Consider the following 17788-nt stretch of genomic DNA (forward strand, 5'->3'; position numbering starts at 1 on the left):
GGAAGGAGGTTCCTTTCCTCTCTTATCCTATTTAAAAAGGGGACAAGAATATGGTTACATATATTTTACGGCGAACATTAATGTCCTTGCCGATTCTCTTAGGCATTACAATTTTGTCGTTTGCCATCATGAAAGCAGCGCCGGGAGACCCGATGTCACTTATGATGGACCCTACAATCAGTCAAGCGGACAGGGCGAAATTCATTGAAAAATACGGATTGAACGATCCGGAACCGGTTCAATATGTGAAATGGCTGGGGAATATGCTGCAAGGCGATTTCGGGACTTCTATTGTGAAGAAAGGCACCCCTGTTTCTGAACTTATCTTATCCCGCTTACCGAATACGATTGTGCTTATGCTTTTCTCAACCCTTGTCGCTCTTCTGATTTCTATTCCATTTGGTGTTTTGTCAGCGAAACGTCCTTATTCCAAATTGGATTACGGGATAACTGTTACTTCATTCTTAGGGCTTGCTATTCCGAATTTTTGGTTCGGTTTGATTTTAATTATGGTTTTATCTGTGAATCTTGGGTGGTTTCCCACTGGCGGAGTAAGCACTTTGAATGCTGACTTTAACATATTTGACCGTTTGCATCATTTGATTCTGCCTGCTTTTGTGCTCGCAACGGCAGACATGGCTGGGATAACGAGATACACAAGATCCAGTATGCTTGATGTGTTAAAACAGGATTATATACGCACGGCGCGTGCGAAAGGATTCAGAGATAATAAAGTGATTTTTAAGCACGGTTTGCGAAACGGACTTCTTCCTGTCATCACTATTTTTGGTCTGATGATACCGTCATTTATCGGGGGAGCGGTAGTGGTAGAACAGATTTTTACTTGGCCGGGTCTCGGCAAATTGTTTATTGATTCAGCCTTTTCACGAGATTATCCGGTTATCATGGCCATGACGGTCATTTCAGCTGTTTTGGTTGTAGTGGGGAATTTAATTGCGGACATCTTATATGCGTTGGCTGACCCGCGTATTGAATATTAACTAAGAGAGGTGAGAGGTCAAATGTTACAGCCAAATACCGGCACACCCCCCAGTGAAATAAAATTAAAAGAAAATATTCAATCCAAACCGGAAACAATGACTAAGATTTTTTTCGAAAAGTTCTTTCAAAACAAACTTGCTGTAATCGGAGCCGTTATATTAACCATCATCATTTTGTCAGCTTTATTCGCTTCGGTAATCGCTCCTTACTCTCCAGAGAGTCAATCTCTTGTCAATCGTTTGAAGCCGCCGAGTTTAAAACATCTAATGGGAACTGATAAATTCGGAAGAGACATCTTTACGAGGGTTCTGTACGGGGCGCGTGTTTCCTTGCTTGTCGGATTCGCATCTGTGATCGGTGCAATTACAATCGGAACTGTTGTCGGAGCCGTTGCCGGTTATTTTAAGGGAATTGTCGATGCCGTTCTCATGAGAACTGTGGATATCGTATTATCCATACCTGATATATTTTTGCTTATTACACTTGTTACGATTTTTCAGCCCGGAATGGATAAATTAATTTTAATTTTCTCCCTTACAGGCTGGACAACAACAGCACGCCTTGTGCGAGGGGAGTTTTTATCGCTTCGTTCCAGAGAATTTGTACTGGCTGCAAAGACGATCGGTACAAAAAATCATCATATTATTTTTTCTCATATATTGCCGAATGCGCTTGGGCCGATTATTGTCTCGGCCACATTAAAGGTCGGAACGGTTATTTTGGCAGAATCTACATTGAGTTATCTCGGTTTCGGGATTCAGCCGCCGATCGCAAGCTGGGGCAATATGCTTCAGGATGCACAGAACTTTACGCTTATGATTCAGGCTTGGTGGTACCCGTTATTCCCAGGGTTGTTGATTCTTCTTACCGTATTGTGCTTCAACTTTGTCGGAGACGGGCTGCGTGACGCGCTTGATCCGAAAAATGTGAAATGATCTCCCGGACGGAACGGGAGATTTTTTTTGTTGCGATGCAAGGGGAAATCCAGCCCTCTCTTGAGGAAATCTCATATCAAAATGGAATAATTTATCTATCCCTTGCCTATACTGTGGACAACAGTTTTTATAAAGTGAGGGGTCGAATATGTTATTTCTTCATGATGTGTGGGTCAATTGGTTTGAAGGGGAAGAGAATGGCTACAATGTATGCCATTTTCACGAATGGCGGAAGGAAGACACGGTTGAGCTTTTGGATCAGACGCCGCTGCTCAGAGTGCCGTCGGTATTATTTCATTACATAGAAAACGACTTATCAGAGCTTCCGAAAGAGCTGCTGGAACAAGTGCATCAAAAGTCATATGTGCGAAAAAATCATGAACGGACGAAGCTTGAGTACTGTTTTGTCGTGACTGACGGAATCGGCATCATTGCCGTGGATACGATCGGGTATACCATTCCGGTCAGAAAGAGCCGCCTGATTCCGAGGCAGGAGCAGCTTGTTTATGAAATGGTAAAGGATGTAGAGCCGGAATCGTTTCAATTTGAGCCTGCACAATTGGAGTCTTCAAAGGAATATCACATTTTATCATTGGCGCCGGAGCATGTCAGAGGGCTGACAAGAAAAGAACGGCAGATCAAGCAGCTGATGTTTATGGCGCTTGACCAGCTGAAAGGGCTGAAAAACCGCGCGGAAATAGTGTATTGGTACACGGAATGGAATCCGCATATGTACGAGCAGATCAAACGGATGAGCTTTGAAGAGATTTGGGACATGCTTTATAATGAAACAATCGAAGGCTGGTCAGACAAGCATCTTGCGTTCTGTGAAAATTTGATTAAAGGGCAGCCGTTTTTCGAAAAGCTTTGGGAAATGGAACAGGAATCAAAAGTGAACTAAAAAAGAGGCGGGGATCATCCCGCCTCTTTTCTTTATCTTCTTTTCCGTCCGAGACCCATGGCGTTCTCCATTTTTTTCACCATTTTGCCGGCGGTTTTGTTTGCGCGTGCTGCCCCTTCGTCGAGAATGCGGTCAAGCTCGTCGCTTTCAATTAATTCACGATAGCGCTCTTGGATCGGTGACAAAGCGCCGATAACGACTTCGGCTAAATCGCTTTTGAATTCACCGTAACCTTTGCCTTCATATTTTGCCTCTAATTCTTCAATTGATGTGTTTCCTAAAATAGAATAGATCGTCAAAAGGTTAGAAACACCCGGTTTGTTTTCTTTATCATACTTTACAATGCCTTCCGAATCAGTCACGGCGCTCTTGATTTTCTTTTCGAGCTGTTTCGGCTCATCAAGAAGCGTGATGTATGCCTTTTGGTTCGGGTCTGATTTGCTCATTTTTTTGAGCGGATCAGCCAGTGACATGATGCGCGCGCCCGTTTCAGGGATTTTCACCTCAGGAATCGTGAAGATGTCATTGTATTTCTTATTGAAGCGCTCCGCCAGATTGCGGGTCAGTTCAAGGTGCTGTTTTTGGTCTTCTCCGACCGGAACAAGATCCGTGCCGTACAATAAAATATCACCGGCCATCAGCGGCGGATATGTTAATAGCCCTGAGACGACGGCTTCTTTGCCTTTTGACTTATCTTTAAATTGCGTCATCCGCTCAAGCTCGCCGATATATGCGACACATTGGAGCATCCATCCCGCCTGGGCATGAGCGGGAACCTCTGACTGGATAAAGAGGGTCGCTTTCTCGGGGTCTAGTCCGACGGCCAGGTAAAGAGCCGCCAGATTGCGGATGTTCTTCCGCAGCTCAAGCCGATCCTGCGGAACCGTAATTGCATGCTGATCGACGATGCAGAAATATCCGTTGTAATCATGCTGTAAATCGACAAATTGTTTCATAGCGCCGATGTAGTTGCCGAGGGTAACAGAGCCGCTCGGCTGAATGCCTGAAAAAATCGTTTTCTTCATAGTTCTTACCTCATTTCTTAAAACATAATAAAAAAAGCCCATTCTTCCCGTAGAAAAAAGGGACGAATGAACCGTGGTGCCACCCTGATTATTCCATTACAATGGAATCGCTCGAGACGTTGGTAACGGAGGCTGCTCCGGCTGGGCCTACTTTACGTTCGGTCAGCTGCTCAGAAGTCCATTCCACAGGGCCCGTTACCTGCTCCCAGCACCGCAGGCTCTCTTCAAACGGGTTGATATGTGTACTACTCTTCATCATAGCAATCACAACAAAATGTTCTTTGATTGATCTATTATAAATCAATTATAGCCAAATGTCATCAGAAGAATACAAGCTTATTTCCAATTTGTTTAAGGGCTGAAAATCCCAAAAAGAACTGAAAATGCCTAAATGATAACGGATATCAACATTTCGTATAACGAATATTATATGTAAAAAGCAATATGAACTGGAAATTACAATAAAAATATTTAGTTAGGTCATGCTTTAAACTGTAGAAGTGTATCACCTTTTTGGCAGAAAAACTGACCAAATTTAAATATTTTAAATTGAGAAAATAGTATTGCAATAAATTATTCATTTCATTATAATGAACTTGTTCACTCTATTGTTACAGCTTCTTTACATAAAATAATCAGAAAAGACGGAACACAATTAAAGTTTAGAAAAATATTACGTTATTTTGTCTGATATTTCTGAGTATTTAGTAGTAAAGGCTGAAAATTTGATTAGGGGGTTAGTGCATGAAAAAGCGTTGGTCTATTGTAGGTTTGATGCTTATCTTCTCGCTTGTGTTAAGTGCGTGCGGCGGATTCAGCGGCGGATCAGGAGACGGTAAAAAAGATACCAAAGGACAGACTACACTTAATATCAATATTAAAACTGAGCCGTTTTCAATGCATCCGGGATTAGCGAATGATTCCGTTTCAGGAGGCGTAATCCGCCAGATTTATGAAGGATTGACACGCGTAAACTCCAAAGGTGAGCCTGAAGAAGGAATGGCATCTAAAATTGAAACAAGCAAAGACGGAAAGACCTATACATTTACGATTCGTGACGGTGCGAAATGGTCTAACGGCGACCCCGTGACTGCGCAGGATTTTGAATATGCATGGAAATGGGTGCTTGACCCGAACAACGAATCACAATACGCTTATCAGCTCTACTACATCAAAGGCGCTGAAGCCGCCAATACAGGAAAAGGCAAGCTTGATGACGTAGGCGTAAAAGCCGTAAATGACAAAACATTAAAGGTTGAACTGAACAACCCGACACCTTACTTCCTGCAATTAACTTCATTCTATACGTATATGCCGATCAACAAGAAAATTGCTGAAAAACATAAAAACTGGAACACAAATGCAGGCGAAAATTACGTGTCAAACGGCCCGTTCAAAATGACGGCCTGGAAACACAGCGGTTCTATCACGCTTGAAAAGAACGATCAATATTGGGATAAAGACGCTGTGAAATTGAAGAAAATCAACATGGTGATGATTAACAATGACAACACCGAACTGAAAAAATTCCAGGCGGGTGAGCTTGACTGGGCAGGAATGCCGCTCGGCCAGCTTCCGACCGAATCTCTGCCGACTTTGAAAAAGGATGGATCGCTCCATGTTGAACCGATCGCAGGTGTGTATTGGTACAAATTCAACACAGAAGCGAAACCGCTGAACAATGTTAACATCCGTAAAGCCCTTGCTTATGCGATCGACCGCTCATCTATCGTGAAAAATGTGACGCAGGGGGAACAAATCCCGGCCATGGCTGCAGTGCCGCCGTCAATGAAGGGATTCGAGGATAACAAAAAAGGCTATTTCAAAGACAATGACGTCAAAACAGCAAAAGAATACTTAAATAAAGGACTGAAGGAATTAGGAGTCAAGAGCGTCTCTGACCTTCCGGCAATCAAATTGTCCTACAATACGAATGATGCGCATGCGAAAATCGCGCAGGCCGTACAGGAAATGTGGAAAAAGAACTTAGGTGTCAAAGCTGAGCTTGATAATTCCGAATGGAATGTGTACATCGATAAGCTGCACAGCCAAGATTATCAGGTCGGGCGTATGGCCTGGTTAGGCGACTTTAATGATGCAATTAACTTCCTTGAAGCCTATCGCGATAAAGATGGGGGAAACAATGATACAGGATGGGAAGACCCTGAGTTTAAAAAGCTGCTGAACCAATCTCAGCTTGAAACGGATCCGGATAAACGTATCGAAGAGCTGAAAAAAGCAGAAAAAATCTTTATGGACGCAATGCCGGTCGCGCCAGTTTACTTCTATACAGATACTTGGGTGCAGGATAAAAACCTCAAAAATGTAATCTTGACCGGAACAGGTGACGTTTTCTTCAGAAACGCTTCTTTTGAATAACAGGCGGTTCTGAAAACAAAAGACCCAAGGTATATGGGGAGGATGTCCCCGTATACCTTTCTTGCTTATTAAGTTTAAAATGGTAAAAAATATGGAGGTGTTCACCTTGCTGAAATACATCGGTAAACGATTCATTTACATGATCATCACGCTGTTTGTGATTGTCACCGCCACTTTCTTCTTAATGCAGGCAGCCCCGGGCGGACCATTTTCCGGCGAAAGAAAGCTGACGCCTGAAATTGAAGCAAACTTAAACGAACACTATGGCCTGGACAAGCCTCTTTTCGTTCAATATGTCAGCTACTTAAAATCTGTAGCGATGTGGGACTTTGGGCCTTCTTTTAAATATAAAGGCCAAAGCGTTAATGATTTAATCAATTCCGGCTTCCCCGTCTCATTCACTCTCGGTGCAGAAGCAATTCTCCTCGCATTAGCGTTTGGTGTGCTTTTCGGGGTGCTGGCTGCCCTGTACCATAATAAATGGCAGGATTATACCATTGCGATTTTAACGATCTTTGGGATCTCAGTTCCGAGTTTTATATTGGCGACGATTTTGCAATATATTTTCTCCATTAAATTAGAACTGTTCCCGGTCGCGGGGTGGGAATCCTGGGCATACACCTTTCTGCCCTCTATTGCGCTCGCTTCCATGCCGATGGCGTTCATTGCCAGACTCTCCCGTTCAAGCATGATTGAAGTGTTAAACAGCGATTACATACGGACTGCAAAAGCAAAAGGCCTTTCCCGGCCGTCAGTCACCGTGCGCCATGCGCTTCGAAACGCGCTTTTGCCCGTCGTGACATATATGGGGCCGATGGCGGCATCCATTTTAACGGGAAGTTTCATCATTGAATCGATTTTCGGAATCCCCGGTTTAGGCGCGCATTTTGTAAACAGCATTACAAACCGTGATTATACGGTCATTATGGGAGTTACCGTGTTCTTCAGTGTGATCCTGCTTTTATGCGTATTGATTGTAGATGTGCTGTACGGATTAATCGATCCGAGAATCAAGCTTTCTAAAGCAAAGAAAGGAGCCTAGACCATGCAGAACATTCCTAAAAATATGTTTGAACCAGCTTCAGCTAATGCCGGCGATGCCGAAAAAATAAGTAAAAAAAGCCTTTCACTCTGGAAAGACGCCATGCTCCGCTTCCGCAGCAATAAGCTTGCGATGGTCGGGTTGGTACTGATCGTTCTTATTATTCTTATGGCGATTTTTGCTCCTATTTTTTCAAAATATGATTATGCGACTACCAATCTATTAAATGCTGATAAAGCACCGTCGAAAGATCATTGGTTCGGCACGGATGACCTTGGAAGGGACATATTTGTCCGGACATGGGTGGGCGCGCGGATTTCCATCTTTATCGGTGTCGCAGCTGCCGTGCTTGATTTATTAATCGGCGTAATCTGGGGCAGCATTTCCGGATTCCGCGGCGGACGCACAGATGAAGTGATGATGCGCATCGCCGACATTCTGTGGGCTGTTCCTTCATTATTAATGGTGATTTTGCTGATGGTTGTTCTGCCGAAAGGGTTGCTGACCATTATCGTCGCCATGACAATCACGGGCTGGATCAATATGGCGAGAATCGTCCGCGGACAGGTGCTGCAATTAAAGAATCAGGAGTATGTGCTTGCTTCACAGACACTCGGTGCCAAAACCGGCCGGCTTTTGTTTAAGCATATTGTCCCGAATGCGATGGGATCTATACTTGTAACGATGACACTCACGGTTCCGACGGCGATTTTTACAGAAGCGTTTTTAAGTTATTTGGGGCTTGGCGTACCTGCGCCGCTTGCGAGCTGGGGGACGATGGCCTCAGACGGCTTGCCTGCATTAACCTATTACCCTTGGCGTCTGTTCTTCCCTGCAGGATTTATCTGCCTGGCGATGTTCGGCTTTAACGTTGTCGGCGACGGGTTAAGAGACGCGCTGGATCCTAAGTTACGCAAATAAGGAGTGATATGAGTGACACGCTTGCTAGAAGTAAAAGACTTAGCCATTTCATTTAAAACATACAGCGGAGAGGTACAGGCAATCCGCGGCGTGAATTTCCATTTGAATAAAGGAGAGACGCTGGCGATCGTAGGGGAGTCAGGTTCCGGAAAAAGTGTGACATCTCAGGCGATTATGAAGCTGATCCCGATGCCTCCGGGCTATTTTAAAAGAGGACAGATTCTTTTTGACGGGCGCGATATCGTGCCGATGTCCGAAAAAGAAATGCAGGCCATCAGGGGAAGGGAAATCGGAATGATTTTCCAAGATCCGATGACCTCCCTGAACCCGACGATGAAAGTCGGCAAACAAATTACGGAAGTGCTTTTCAAACATGAAAAAATCTCAAAAGAAGCAGCGAAAAAACGCGCCATAGAGCTGCTTGATCTCGTCGGAATCCCGATGCCTGAAAAACGGGTCGGCCAATTCCCGCATGAATTTTCAGGCGGTATGAGACAGCGCGTCGTCATCGCAATGGCGCTTGCGGCAAATCCGAAGCTGTTAATTGCCGATGAACCGACAACAGCACTTGATGTGACGATTCAGGCGCAGATCCTTGAGCTGATGAAAGATCTGCAAAAGAAAATTGATACGTCTATCATTTTCATCACGCACGATCTCGGTGTTGTCGCCAATGTCGCCGATCGGGTCGCCGTCATGTACGCGGGCCAGGTGGTTGAATCGGGCACGGTGGATGAAATCTTTTATGATCCGCGCCATCCGTATACGTGGGGACTGCTTGCCTCAATGCCGAGTCTGGACAGCACAGATCAGGAAAAACTGACGGCCATTCCGGGCACGCCGCCTGATCTCACAAACCCTCCGATAGGGGACGCATTTGCGCTCCGCAGCTCGTATGCGATGAAAATTGACTTTGAACAGGAACCGCCGATGTATAAAGTGTCCGACACGCATTATGTGAAATCATGGCTTCTGCATCCTGATGCGCCTAAGGTCGAGCCGCCAGAAGCGGTGAAGGCTAAAATCCGTCAGCTGCCGAATACGTATCAGCAGCCTGTTTTAATGAAGGAAGGTGAAAAAAATGACTGAGAAACTGCTTGAAATCAAACATTTACAACAGCATTTTTTTACGCCGAAAGGAACGGTAAAAGCCGTAGATGATTTATCATTTGATATTTATAAAGGCGAAACGCTCGGCCTTGTCGGAGAATCGGGCTGCGGTAAATCAACGACGGGCCGCAGTATTATCCGGCTGTATGAGGCAACCGGCGGGGAAGTTCTCTTTAACGGGGAAAATGTCCACGGGAAAAAATCCCGCAAAAAGCTGCTGGAGTTTAACCGGAAAATGCAGATGATTTTCCAGGACCCGTACGCTTCGTTAAATCCGAGAATGACAGTCGCCGACATTATTGCCGAGGGAATAGATATTCATCGCCTGGCCAAAACGAAAAAAGAGCGGATGCAGCGGGTTCACGAACTGCTGGAAACGGTCGGTTTAAATAAAGAGCACGCCAACCGCTATCCGCATGAATTTTCGGGCGGGCAGCGTCAGCGTATCGGAATCGCCAGAGCATTGGCGGTTGATCCGGAGTTTATCATTGCGGACGAACCGATTTCGGCGCTTGACGTTTCCATTCAGGCGCAGGTCGTCAATTTAATGAAAGAATTGCAGCAAGAAAAAGGGCTCACTTATCTGTTTATCGCCCATGATCTATCAATGGTCAAATACATCAGCGACCGCATCGGCGTCATGTATTTCGGGAAGCTCGTGGAGCTTGCGCCGGCGGATGAGCTTTACGAAAATCCGCTTCACCCTTACACGAAATCATTGCTGTCCGCTATCCCGCTTCCTGATCCGGACTACGAAAGAAATCGCGTGCGAAAGAAATACGATCCGTCAATTCATCAGCTCCAAGACGGAGAAAAGATGGAATTTCGCGAAGTAAAACCGGGACATTTTGTTATGTGCACAGAAGCTGAATTTAAAACCTATCTATAAAAGCCGCATCCTTCAAGACTTAGTCTTGGAGGATTTTTTTTGCGCACATCCAAATTTATTCAGCCTGCTCCCGTTTTCCTATAATGGAAAAAAGGGGGAGATCAGTATGAAAACCATTTTATGCGCCTTTGCGGCGGGACTGTTTTTCAGTGCAGCCGCTTATCCGGCACAGGCGGCTGTAAAAGAAGAGCAGCCGCTTGTAAAAATAGCGCTGACTGAAAAAGAACTGCCAAAAACAAATGAGAGGTTTGCTTATCCGTCAGGACTGCATTTTACGCATCCTGATAAGGTCCGGGGCATTTACGTCACAGGACATTCAGCGGGAGGGAGCAAATTCGGGGAGCTGACAGACTTTGTGGACAAATCGAAGCTCAACACAATGGTGATTGATGTGAAGGACGACAACGGAAATCTTACCTTTAAACCGGACGGTCATTCTGAGTATGACAAAATCGCTAAACCGTACATCAAAGATCCAAAAAAGATGATGAAAAAGCTGGAAGAAAAAAAGATCTATCCGATCGCGCGTATTGTCGTATTTAAAGACAGCGAACTCGCGAACGAAAAGCCGGAGTGGTCCTTTAAAGAAAAAAACGGAAGCGTCTGGAAAAACGGCCGCGGAGAATCGTTCGTCAATCCGTTTATGAAAGAAGTATGGGATTATAATGTAAAGATTGCAAAACAAGCTGCGAAGATGGGTTTTCAGGAAATTCAGTTTGATTATGTCCGTTTTCCTGAAGGATTTGAAAAACGTGATGGCGAACTGACATACGGACACGGCGATTACGGAAAAACAGCAGACAGCAATGTGCAAAAACGCGTTCATGCCGTCACCGATTTTGTCAGATATGCGAAGAGAAAACTCAGGCCGTATGGCGCAAATGTGTCGGTTGATATTTTCGGTTATTCTGCCACACTGCCGGAAGCGCCTGGGATCGGCCAGAATTTCAGCAAAATTTCAGAACAGGTCGATGTCATTTCATCCATGATTTATCCGAGCCATTGGACAAGCTATTTCGGCATTGATAAACCGGATCTTGAACCTTACAATGTCGTCAAAGAATACGCGAAGGTGGAAAATAACAAACTGTCTAAGCTGAAACACCCGCCTGTGTCGCGCCCGTGGCTTCAGGACTTCACGGCTTCTTATCTTGGCAGCGGAAATTATCAAAAGTACGGAAAAAGCCAGGTGGAAGACCAGATTAAAGCGCTGCATGATGAAGGAATTGACGAATTTTTATTATGGGATGCGGCAAACCGTTATACAAAAAATGTTGATTACACACCATTTTAAAAAAATTGAAACCATGTCAAAGGGTCACACGTCTTAATAGATGTAAGATTGTTTAAACAATCGGAAATGGGGTATATCTAAAAGTGTGAAGACAACGAACCCATAAGGAGCAAATGAATGAACTGGTACGAAAAGCTGAGTGAATATTTTCCGATTGAAGAAATGAAATCAAAAGCGCATATGGAAGCTCTGTTAAAGGAGCGAAGCGATGTTTATCATAAAGAAGAAGGGCAGTACCACGTGCTGATGTATGCGGAATTTGACTCTTTCATCTTTATTGATTACCTGTTTGTGTCGAAGAAATCCAGAGGACAAGGTCTCGGAAGCAAGCTGATCGGCAGGCTGAAAAAGAAAAACAAACCGATTCTTCTTGAAGTGGAGCCTGTTGACGAGGATGACACGGACACACAGAAACGCTTGCGTTTTTATCAAAGAGAGCATTTCAAGCACGCGCAGTCAATCGGGTATCGGCGCCGGTCATTGGCTACGAATGAAGTGAACAAAATGGAGATTCTGTACTGGTCGCCTAAGACGGAATCTGAAGAAGAAATGTTTGAAGCGATGAAACAGACATATGAAAACATTCACACTTATAAAGATGAAAAATGGTACGGAGAATCATACGAAAAAACGGATGAAGTTCTCAAAGTCATTGAGGAGAACAAACGAAAAAACATTTTCGATCAGCTGAGCTAATTGAGAATGGGAAATAATCCGCAAAACGTAAATTTGCCGGATTGACACATTTTTTTCTCAGGAGACTGTTCATACTTACTTTTTTATAGTATAATACCTATAAAGATTCCTTTTTTAAAGTCATTTCAATTTGAGAATACAAACATGTTCATCCTACTAATTAGAGGAGTGAAGATTAATGGTTACATTATACACATCACCTAGCTGTACGTCATGCAGAAAAGCAAGAGCTTGGCTTGAGGAGCACGAGATTCCGTTTGAAGAAAGAAACATTTTCTCTGAGCCGTTATCAATTGATGAAATCAAGCAGATTCTGCGTATGACTGAAGACGGTACGGATGAAATTATCTCTACCCGTTCTAAAGTATTCCAGAAACTGAACGTAAATGTTGAATCAATGCCGCTTCAAGACTTGTACACTTTGATCAATGAGCATCCGGGACTGCTCCGCCGTCCGATCATCATTGATGAAAAACGTCTGCAAGTCGGCTATAACGAAGATGAAATCAGACGATTCCTGCCTAGAAAAGTACGTTCTTTCCAATTAAGAGAAGCACAGCGTCTGGCTAACTGATATAAGCTTACGATAAGCATGGAAAAAGCCCAAAACCGTCGCGGTTTGGGCTTTTTATTATTTTTCAGTCTGCTGATAAATCATACTGGCGAGGATGACAAAAGCGACGGTCAAAATCGGCAGCATCATCTGTATAGTGCCGTGTTCTGCCATGAAGAAAGACAGCTTGCTGTCCCCGGCAATCATTTCACCGCCGGTAAATGCGAGAAGGCCGCTTCCGGCGTACATCAGTAAAGGCATTTTCTCCATAGCGGCATGAACGAGCTTGCTGCCCCAAATGATAATCGGCACCGAGATGAAAAGCCCTATCACTACAAGCGTCAGCTCACCGTGAGAAGCGCCGGCTACTGCGATGACATTGTCAAGAGACATAAAGATATCAGCCAAAACAATTGTGCGGATGGCTTTCCAAAGGGAAGAACTGCTTTTCACATGCTGCGCATCTTTCTTCTCAATCAGAAGCTGATAGCCGAGATACAATAAAAACACCCCGCCTGCGCATTGTAAAAAAGGAACATTCAATAAATAGACCGCGGCACTCGTCAGTACGATTCTCAAGACGACTGCGATAAACGTTCCGAAGAGGATCGCTTGCTGTCTTTGTTTATGCGCCAGATTCCGGCTGGCCATCGCGATGACGACGGCATTGTCACCGCCGAGAATGAGATCAATTCCGATAATGAGCAGAAGGGACAGCAGGTAATCGTTCGGCATGGTAACACCTCGCTTATAGATCGGTTGCTTGTACAGCTAATATATGAAGCAGTGCGCCATTTATGATGGGAACCGGGAGAAAGCCTGTTTTTCGGCGTGAAAATGCTTTTTTATTTCTTTTATAACTGTTTTATCATAAAATAGAAATATACAGAATTTGTGCTGTCTTCTATAAGGTTAAGATGTGGACGGAATGGGTAAAGTGTAGTAAAGTACTATTCATCGGGAGCTTAGATGTCCCTTCAACATCTTATAAAGAAGGGAAGGTTGGCAAAATGGAAATAGAAAGAATTAACGAGCATACTGTAAAATTTTATATGTCTTATGGTGATATTGAAGATCGCGGTTTTGACAGAGAAGAAATCTGGTACAATCGCGAGCGCAGTGAAGAACTGTTCTGGGAAGTCATGGATGAAGTTCATGATGAAGAGGAATTCGCTGTCGAGGGTCCTCTTTGGATTCAGGTTCAGGCATTGGACAAAGGACTGGAAATAATCGTAACAAAAGCCCAGCTTTCCAAGGACGGACAAAAACTCGAACTGCCGATCCCGGAAGATAAAAAACAAGAGCCGGCAGATGAAAATCTCGATGCTTTACTTGATGATTTCCAGAAAGAAGAGCAGGCCGAGAGCCAGGAAGATAAGGAGCAAAAGCTTCAGTTCACTTTGCGGTTCGATGATTTTGAGGATCTCATCTCGCTATCAAAATTGAATCTTAACGGAATTAAAACGACCCTGTATTCGTTTGAAAACCGATATTATTTATATGCAGATTTTTATGAGCAAACTGATGAAGAGGTTGAAAATCAGCTAAGCATCCTGTTGGAGTACGCGCACGAATCGTCAGTCAGCATTCACCGTCTTGAAGAATACGGAAAATTGGTGATCGCTGATCATGCGTTATATACGATAAAAAAACACTTTGCATCATAAAAAACCGATTTCTCTCAGCAGAAATCGGTTTTTTTTGTTCTGAATGACATGATAAACGGCTGAAAATCCCATAACGGCGCTCACCCGCAAACAGGATTATGCCTTCTTTCTGCTGAATACATCAAGATTCAGAAAAGGAGAAGATGCAACATGTTCAGTGCTGTGAATGCCGACGGCCGGCTCATTCAGCTGGCCGGAAACTATTCAAAGGAAAAGGCGGCGGAGCTGAGAAAGAAACGCTGGTTCTGCCCCGTGTGTAAAAGTGAGCTTGATATCAAACTGGGACGGGAGAAACTGCCGCATTTCGCCCATAAAAAAAGCAGGCTGTGTCCGGGAGAATCCGAGCCTGAAAGCGAATACCATCTGGAAGGAAAAAGACAGCTTTTTCTCTGGCTTAAGGCACAAGGGTGCACCGTCAGCCTAGAGCCGTATCTGACTTCCGCAGGTCAGCGGCCTGACTTGACCGCTGAAAATGGAAAAGAGAGGCTGGCTATTGAATTTCAATGTGCGAACCTTTCGGCAGACTCTTTAAAGAGCCGGACGGCAGGCCTGAAAAACGCCGGATACCAGCCGGTCTGGATCATCGGGGCAAAACGCCTGAAACGGCTGGCTGCGCATTTTTTCCGGCTTTCTGCATATCACTGGCAGTTCTTTGAAGTCAATTCATTTTCAGCCTTGATGTTTTACTGCCCCGACGCCCGCTCCTTTTACAAACTGCATTCCATCACCCCGTTTTACACCGGCTATTCTTATGCCGGCTTAACCACGATCCCACTTCACAAAGCAAACCTGAAAGACATTTGTCATCGGGAAGAGCGGCACAGCGTCAAACTTTCCTCTTGGAGACGCGCCGTAGCCGGCTTCCGCACAAAAAGCGGCCGGTTTTTATCTGAGGAGGCCGGTCTCATCCGGCGGCTTTTTTACGAGAGACACCAGGTTGCATTTCCTTTTCTGCCTTCTGAAGTGTTTATTCCCGTTTCAGCGGGATTTGTGTTTGCAAGTCCCGTTTTCGTGTGGCAGGGCCATTTATACTTGCGGCTTGCGGAGCTTTTTGAAAAAGGAGCACCGATCCGATTATCCCGCATGATTCAAAATGTACGGCATAACATCCGCCGTCAGGAAATCCGGATGCGGTACGATTCTCACGAACATCTTATCGGAATGGCGGTGAAACAATATGCGGATTTCTTATGCTTGCAGGATTTTTTAAGGGAAACTGAGAATGAAGTATATATGCCCTCATCTCAACAGAAGCGCCCTCAAACGGCTGAAGAGCTGCGTCAGCGGGATCGGCTCTTTTTTGGGGAATGAGAATGCGTCATTTCGTTCACCCTAACGTCAAGGTGGTGGCTGAATGTGAAGGGCGTACGGGCATTTTGTTTTCGTTTTTTCACTGGATTATTGGTATGCTTGGTCTTATATGCCGCATATGATTTGACAAAAGGCAGTGAAAAGCCGGAAGATAATCACAACACAAGTTTTTGGAGAAACAATCGTTTTTTCAATTGGCTTGAAGTAAAGAAAACGAGGGGGATCACCATGACTGAGGAAAATAAAGCAGCACAGCTGCCTGACAGAAGTGAAGTAAAGGCAGAGCATACATGGAGACTAGAGGATATTTTTCCTAGTGATGAGGCCTGGAATAAAGAATTTCAAGCGGTTAAAGAATTAATTCCGAATTTATCTTCCTTTAAAGGCACGCTTGCTCATTCAGCCGATAATTTATACGCGGCGCTTACCGCACAGGATGAAGTGACGAGCCGTCTGGGGAAACTTTATGCATACGCGCATATGCGTTCAGACCAGGATACGGGAAATTCTTTCTACCAAGGGCTGAACGACAAAGCCGCAAGTCTGTATTCTCAGGCTGCCAGCGCGACTGCTTATATTGAACCGGAAATTCTGGCGATTCAGGAGGACAAGCTGCATCAGTTTATTCTGGAAAAAGAAGAGCTGAAGCTTTACTCCCATGCAATTGAAGAAATTACAAAACAGCGTCCGCACGTGCTGAGTGAAAGAGAAGAGGCCCTGCTTGCGGAAGCGTCAGAAGCGCTGTCTTCGCCTTCCAATACATTCAGTGTGTTAAATAACGCTGATATTACGTTTCCGTCGATTAAAGATGAAGACGGCAAGGAAACTCAAATCACACACGGCAACTTTATTAATTTTCTGGAAAGCAGCGATCGGGAAGTCCGTAAAAACGCCTTTAAAGCCGTATATAAAACATACGGACAGTATAAAAACACGATGGCGACTACACTCAGCGGCACTGTGAAAAAAGACAATTTCTATGCCCGCGTGAAAAAATACAAATCAGCACGGGAAGCGGCTTTATCCAATAACAGCATCCCTGAAGAAGTTTATGATAACCTGATCAAAACGATCAATAAACACCTTCCGTTATTACACCGTTACATTGATCTGCGGAAAAAGGTGCTCGGCCTTGATGAAGTCCATATTTATGACCTGTACACACCGCTTGTAAAAGATTCGGGAATGAAGGTCACATATGAGGAAGCAAAAGATTATATGCTCAAAGGGCTTGCTCCGTTAGGCGAGGAATACGCGTCTATTTTAAAAGAAGGACTTGAAAACCGCTGGGTCGATGTATACGAAAACAAAGGAAAACGCAGCGGTGCTTATTCGTCCGGTACATACGGCACGAATCCGTACATCTTGATGAACTGGCATGACAATGTCAACAACCTGTTTACGCTCGTTCACGAGTTCGGCCATTCCGTGCACAGCTATTATACGAGAAAATATCAGCCGTATCCGTACGGAAACTACAGCATTTTTGTCGCTGAAGTCGCTTCTACGACCAATGAAGCGCTGCTTGGTGAATACATGCTGAACAGCTTAAAAGATGAAAAACAGCGTCTGTACCTGCTCAACCACATGCTTGAAGGTTTCAGAGGCACAGTCTTCAGACAGACGATGTTCGCTGAATTTGAGCATCTGATTCATACGAAAGCGCAAGAAGGCGAGCCGCTGACGCCTGAACTGCTGAGCAAGCTTTATTATGATCTCAATAAAAAGTATTTCGGAGACAACATGGTGATTGATAAAGAAATCAGCCTGGAATGGTCAAGAATTCCGCATTTCTATTACAATTATTATGTGTATCAATATGCGACAGGCTACAGTGCGGCCCAAGCGCTGAGCAGCCAGATCTTAAAAGAAGGCAAGCCTGCGGTTGAGCGTTATACCGAATTCTTAAAAGCGGGAAGCTCAGAATACCCGATCGACATACTGAAAAAAGCGGGAGTCGATATGACATCGCCTGAACCGATCGAGGCGGCCTGCAAAATGTTTGAAGAGAAACTGAATGAAATGGAAGAGCTGCTTTCGAAAGTGAACCCTTCATAATAGAA

At 44.5% G+C, this 17788-nt stretch carries 16 protein-coding genes and 1 other annotated feature; of the genes, 14 read left to right on the top strand and 2 right to left on the bottom strand.

From position 1 onward, the window contains the following. Positions 1–50 precede the first annotated feature (50 nt). From ABDB98_RS05615 to ABDB98_RS05625, 3 genes are all read left to right on the top strand, one after another. Positions 51–1001: an ABC transporter permease gene (locus ABDB98_RS05615; RefSeq protein ID WP_045925327.1), complete on the top strand. Its 951-nt coding sequence runs from the start codon at positions 51–53 to the stop codon at positions 999–1001. Between the two features lie 21 nt (positions 1002–1022). Continuing rightward, positions 1023–1937, top strand: coding sequence for an oligopeptide ABC transporter permease (gene opp4C / locus ABDB98_RS05620; RefSeq protein WP_438421603.1), 915 nt, complete (start codon positions 1023–1025; stop codon positions 1935–1937). Positions 1938–2085: 148 nt separating this feature from the next. Further along, the gene (locus ABDB98_RS05625) at positions 2086–2838 is read left to right on the top strand and encodes a YjbA family protein (protein ID WP_016938238.1); all 753 of its coding nucleotides are present in this window, start codon (positions 2086–2088) and stop codon (positions 2836–2838) included. A gap of 32 nt (positions 2839–2870) precedes the next feature. Here the strand turns inward: ABDB98_RS05625 and trpS are convergent, their stop codons facing one another. Next, on the bottom strand, positions 2871–3863 hold the full coding sequence (gene trpS, locus ABDB98_RS05630; protein WP_016938237.1) for a tryptophan--tRNA ligase: 993 nt from the start codon (positions 3861–3863) through the stop codon (positions 2871–2873). A 55-nt stretch (positions 3864–3918) separates the two neighbouring features. Next, positions 3919–4131, bottom strand: a binding site (T-box leader). Positions 4132–4607: 476 nt separating this feature from the next. Here trpS and ABDB98_RS05635 point away from each other — a divergent pair. The 8 genes from ABDB98_RS05635 (at position 4608) to spx (ending at position 12768) form a co-directional block, all read left to right on the top strand. After that, positions 4608–6242 (top strand): peptide ABC transporter substrate-binding protein, encoded by a 1635-nt coding sequence (locus ABDB98_RS05635; protein ID WP_060963089.1) that lies wholly within the window; start codon positions 4608–4610, stop codon positions 6240–6242. Positions 6243–6348: 106 nt separating this feature from the next. After that, positions 6349–7284 (top strand): ABC transporter permease, encoded by a 936-nt coding sequence (locus tag ABDB98_RS05640; protein ID WP_016938235.1) that lies wholly within the window; start codon positions 6349–6351, stop codon positions 7282–7284. Positions 7285–7287: 3 nt separating this feature from the next. Continuing rightward, positions 7288–8205: an oligopeptide ABC transporter permease OppC gene (gene oppC / locus ABDB98_RS05645; RefSeq protein ID WP_049628257.1), complete on the top strand. Its 918-nt coding sequence runs from the start codon at positions 7288–7290 to the stop codon at positions 8203–8205. 12 nt (positions 8206–8217) lie between these two features. Continuing rightward, positions 8218–9294, top strand: coding sequence for an ABC transporter ATP-binding protein (locus tag ABDB98_RS05650; RefSeq protein ID WP_438421604.1), 1077 nt, complete (start codon positions 8218–8220; stop codon positions 9292–9294). Beyond that, entirely contained in the window at positions 9287–10204 is a 918-nt protein-coding gene (gene oppF, locus ABDB98_RS05655) for an oligopeptide ABC transporter ATP-binding protein OppF (RefSeq protein WP_016938232.1), read from the top strand. The genes ABDB98_RS05650 and oppF overlap by 8 nt, the downstream gene beginning before the upstream one ends. Positions 10205–10310: 106 nt before the next feature. Then, on the top strand, positions 10311–11498 hold the full coding sequence (locus tag ABDB98_RS05660; RefSeq protein WP_438421605.1) for a putative glycoside hydrolase: 1188 nt from the start codon (positions 10311–10313) through the stop codon (positions 11496–11498). Between the two features lie 117 nt (positions 11499–11615). After that, entirely contained in the window at positions 11616–12194 is a 579-nt protein-coding gene (locus ABDB98_RS05665) for a GNAT family N-acetyltransferase (protein ID WP_045925331.1), read from the top strand. A gap of 178 nt (positions 12195–12372) precedes the next feature. Continuing rightward, positions 12373–12768, top strand: coding sequence for a transcriptional regulator Spx (gene spx / locus ABDB98_RS05670; RefSeq protein WP_003327578.1), 396 nt, complete (start codon positions 12373–12375; stop codon positions 12766–12768). 57 nt (positions 12769–12825) lie between these two features. On the opposite strand, the gene ABDB98_RS05675 is transcribed toward spx, so the two are convergent. Continuing rightward, a complete protein-coding gene (locus tag ABDB98_RS05675; protein ID WP_438421606.1) occupies positions 12826–13482 on the bottom strand; it encodes a TerC family protein in 657 nt (218 codons plus the stop codon). Between the two features lie 275 nt (positions 13483–13757). Here ABDB98_RS05675 and mecA point away from each other — a divergent pair, with 275 nt between their 5' ends. From mecA to pepF, 3 genes are all read left to right on the top strand, one after another. After that, positions 13758–14414, top strand: a complete 657-nt coding sequence (mecA, locus tag ABDB98_RS05680) for an adaptor protein MecA (RefSeq protein WP_060963084.1) — start codon at positions 13758–13760, stop codon at positions 14412–14414. Positions 14415–14564: 150 nt separating this feature from the next. Beyond that, a complete protein-coding gene (locus ABDB98_RS05685; RefSeq protein ID WP_438421607.1) occupies positions 14565–15725 on the top strand; it encodes a competence protein CoiA family protein in 1161 nt (386 codons plus the stop codon). A gap of 228 nt (positions 15726–15953) precedes the next feature. Beyond that, positions 15954–17783: an oligoendopeptidase F gene (gene pepF, locus ABDB98_RS05690; RefSeq protein ID WP_099745180.1), complete on the top strand. Its 1830-nt coding sequence runs from the start codon at positions 15954–15956 to the stop codon at positions 17781–17783. Positions 17784–17788: the final 5 nt, after the last annotated feature.

Origin of the sequence: Bacillus siamensis (assembly GCF_051628075.1) — a bacterium.
Classification (GTDB): Bacteria; Bacillota; Bacilli; order Bacillales; family Bacillaceae; genus Bacillus; species Bacillus siamensis.

Coding starts and splice junctions, on each gene's coding strand:
- oppC (WP_049628257.1), top strand. CDS start 7,288: ATGCAGAACATTCCTAAAAATATGTTTGAACCAGCTTCAGCTAATGCC.
- ABDB98_RS05625 (WP_016938238.1), top strand. CDS start 2,086: ATGTTATTTCTTCATGATGTGTGGGTCAATTGGTTTGAAGGGGAAGAG.
- spx (WP_003327578.1), top strand. CDS start 12,373: ATGGTTACATTATACACATCACCTAGCTGTACGTCATGCAGAAAAGCA.
- ABDB98_RS05615 (WP_045925327.1), top strand. CDS start 51: ATGGTTACATATATTTTACGGCGAACATTAATGTCCTTGCCGATTCTC.
- ABDB98_RS05675 (WP_438421606.1), bottom strand. CDS start 13,482: ATGCCGAACGATTACCTGCTGTCCCTTCTGCTCATTATCGGAATTGAT.
- oppF (WP_016938232.1), top strand. CDS start 9,287: ATGACTGAGAAACTGCTTGAAATCAAACATTTACAACAGCATTTTTTT.
- mecA (WP_060963084.1), top strand. CDS start 13,758: ATGGAAATAGAAAGAATTAACGAGCATACTGTAAAATTTTATATGTCT.
- ABDB98_RS05635 (WP_060963089.1), top strand. CDS start 4,608: ATGAAAAAGCGTTGGTCTATTGTAGGTTTGATGCTTATCTTCTCGCTT.
- ABDB98_RS05665 (WP_045925331.1), top strand. CDS start 11,616: ATGAACTGGTACGAAAAGCTGAGTGAATATTTTCCGATTGAAGAAATG.
- ABDB98_RS05685 (WP_438421607.1), top strand. CDS start 14,565: ATGTTCAGTGCTGTGAATGCCGACGGCCGGCTCATTCAGCTGGCCGGA.
- trpS (WP_016938237.1), bottom strand. CDS start 3,863: ATGAAGAAAACGATTTTTTCAGGCATTCAGCCGAGCGGCTCTGTTACC.
- opp4C (WP_438421603.1), top strand. CDS start 1,023: ATGTTACAGCCAAATACCGGCACACCCCCCAGTGAAATAAAATTAAAA.
- ABDB98_RS05660 (WP_438421605.1), top strand. CDS start 10,311: ATGAAAACCATTTTATGCGCCTTTGCGGCGGGACTGTTTTTCAGTGCA.
- pepF (WP_099745180.1), top strand. CDS start 15,954: ATGACTGAGGAAAATAAAGCAGCACAGCTGCCTGACAGAAGTGAAGTA.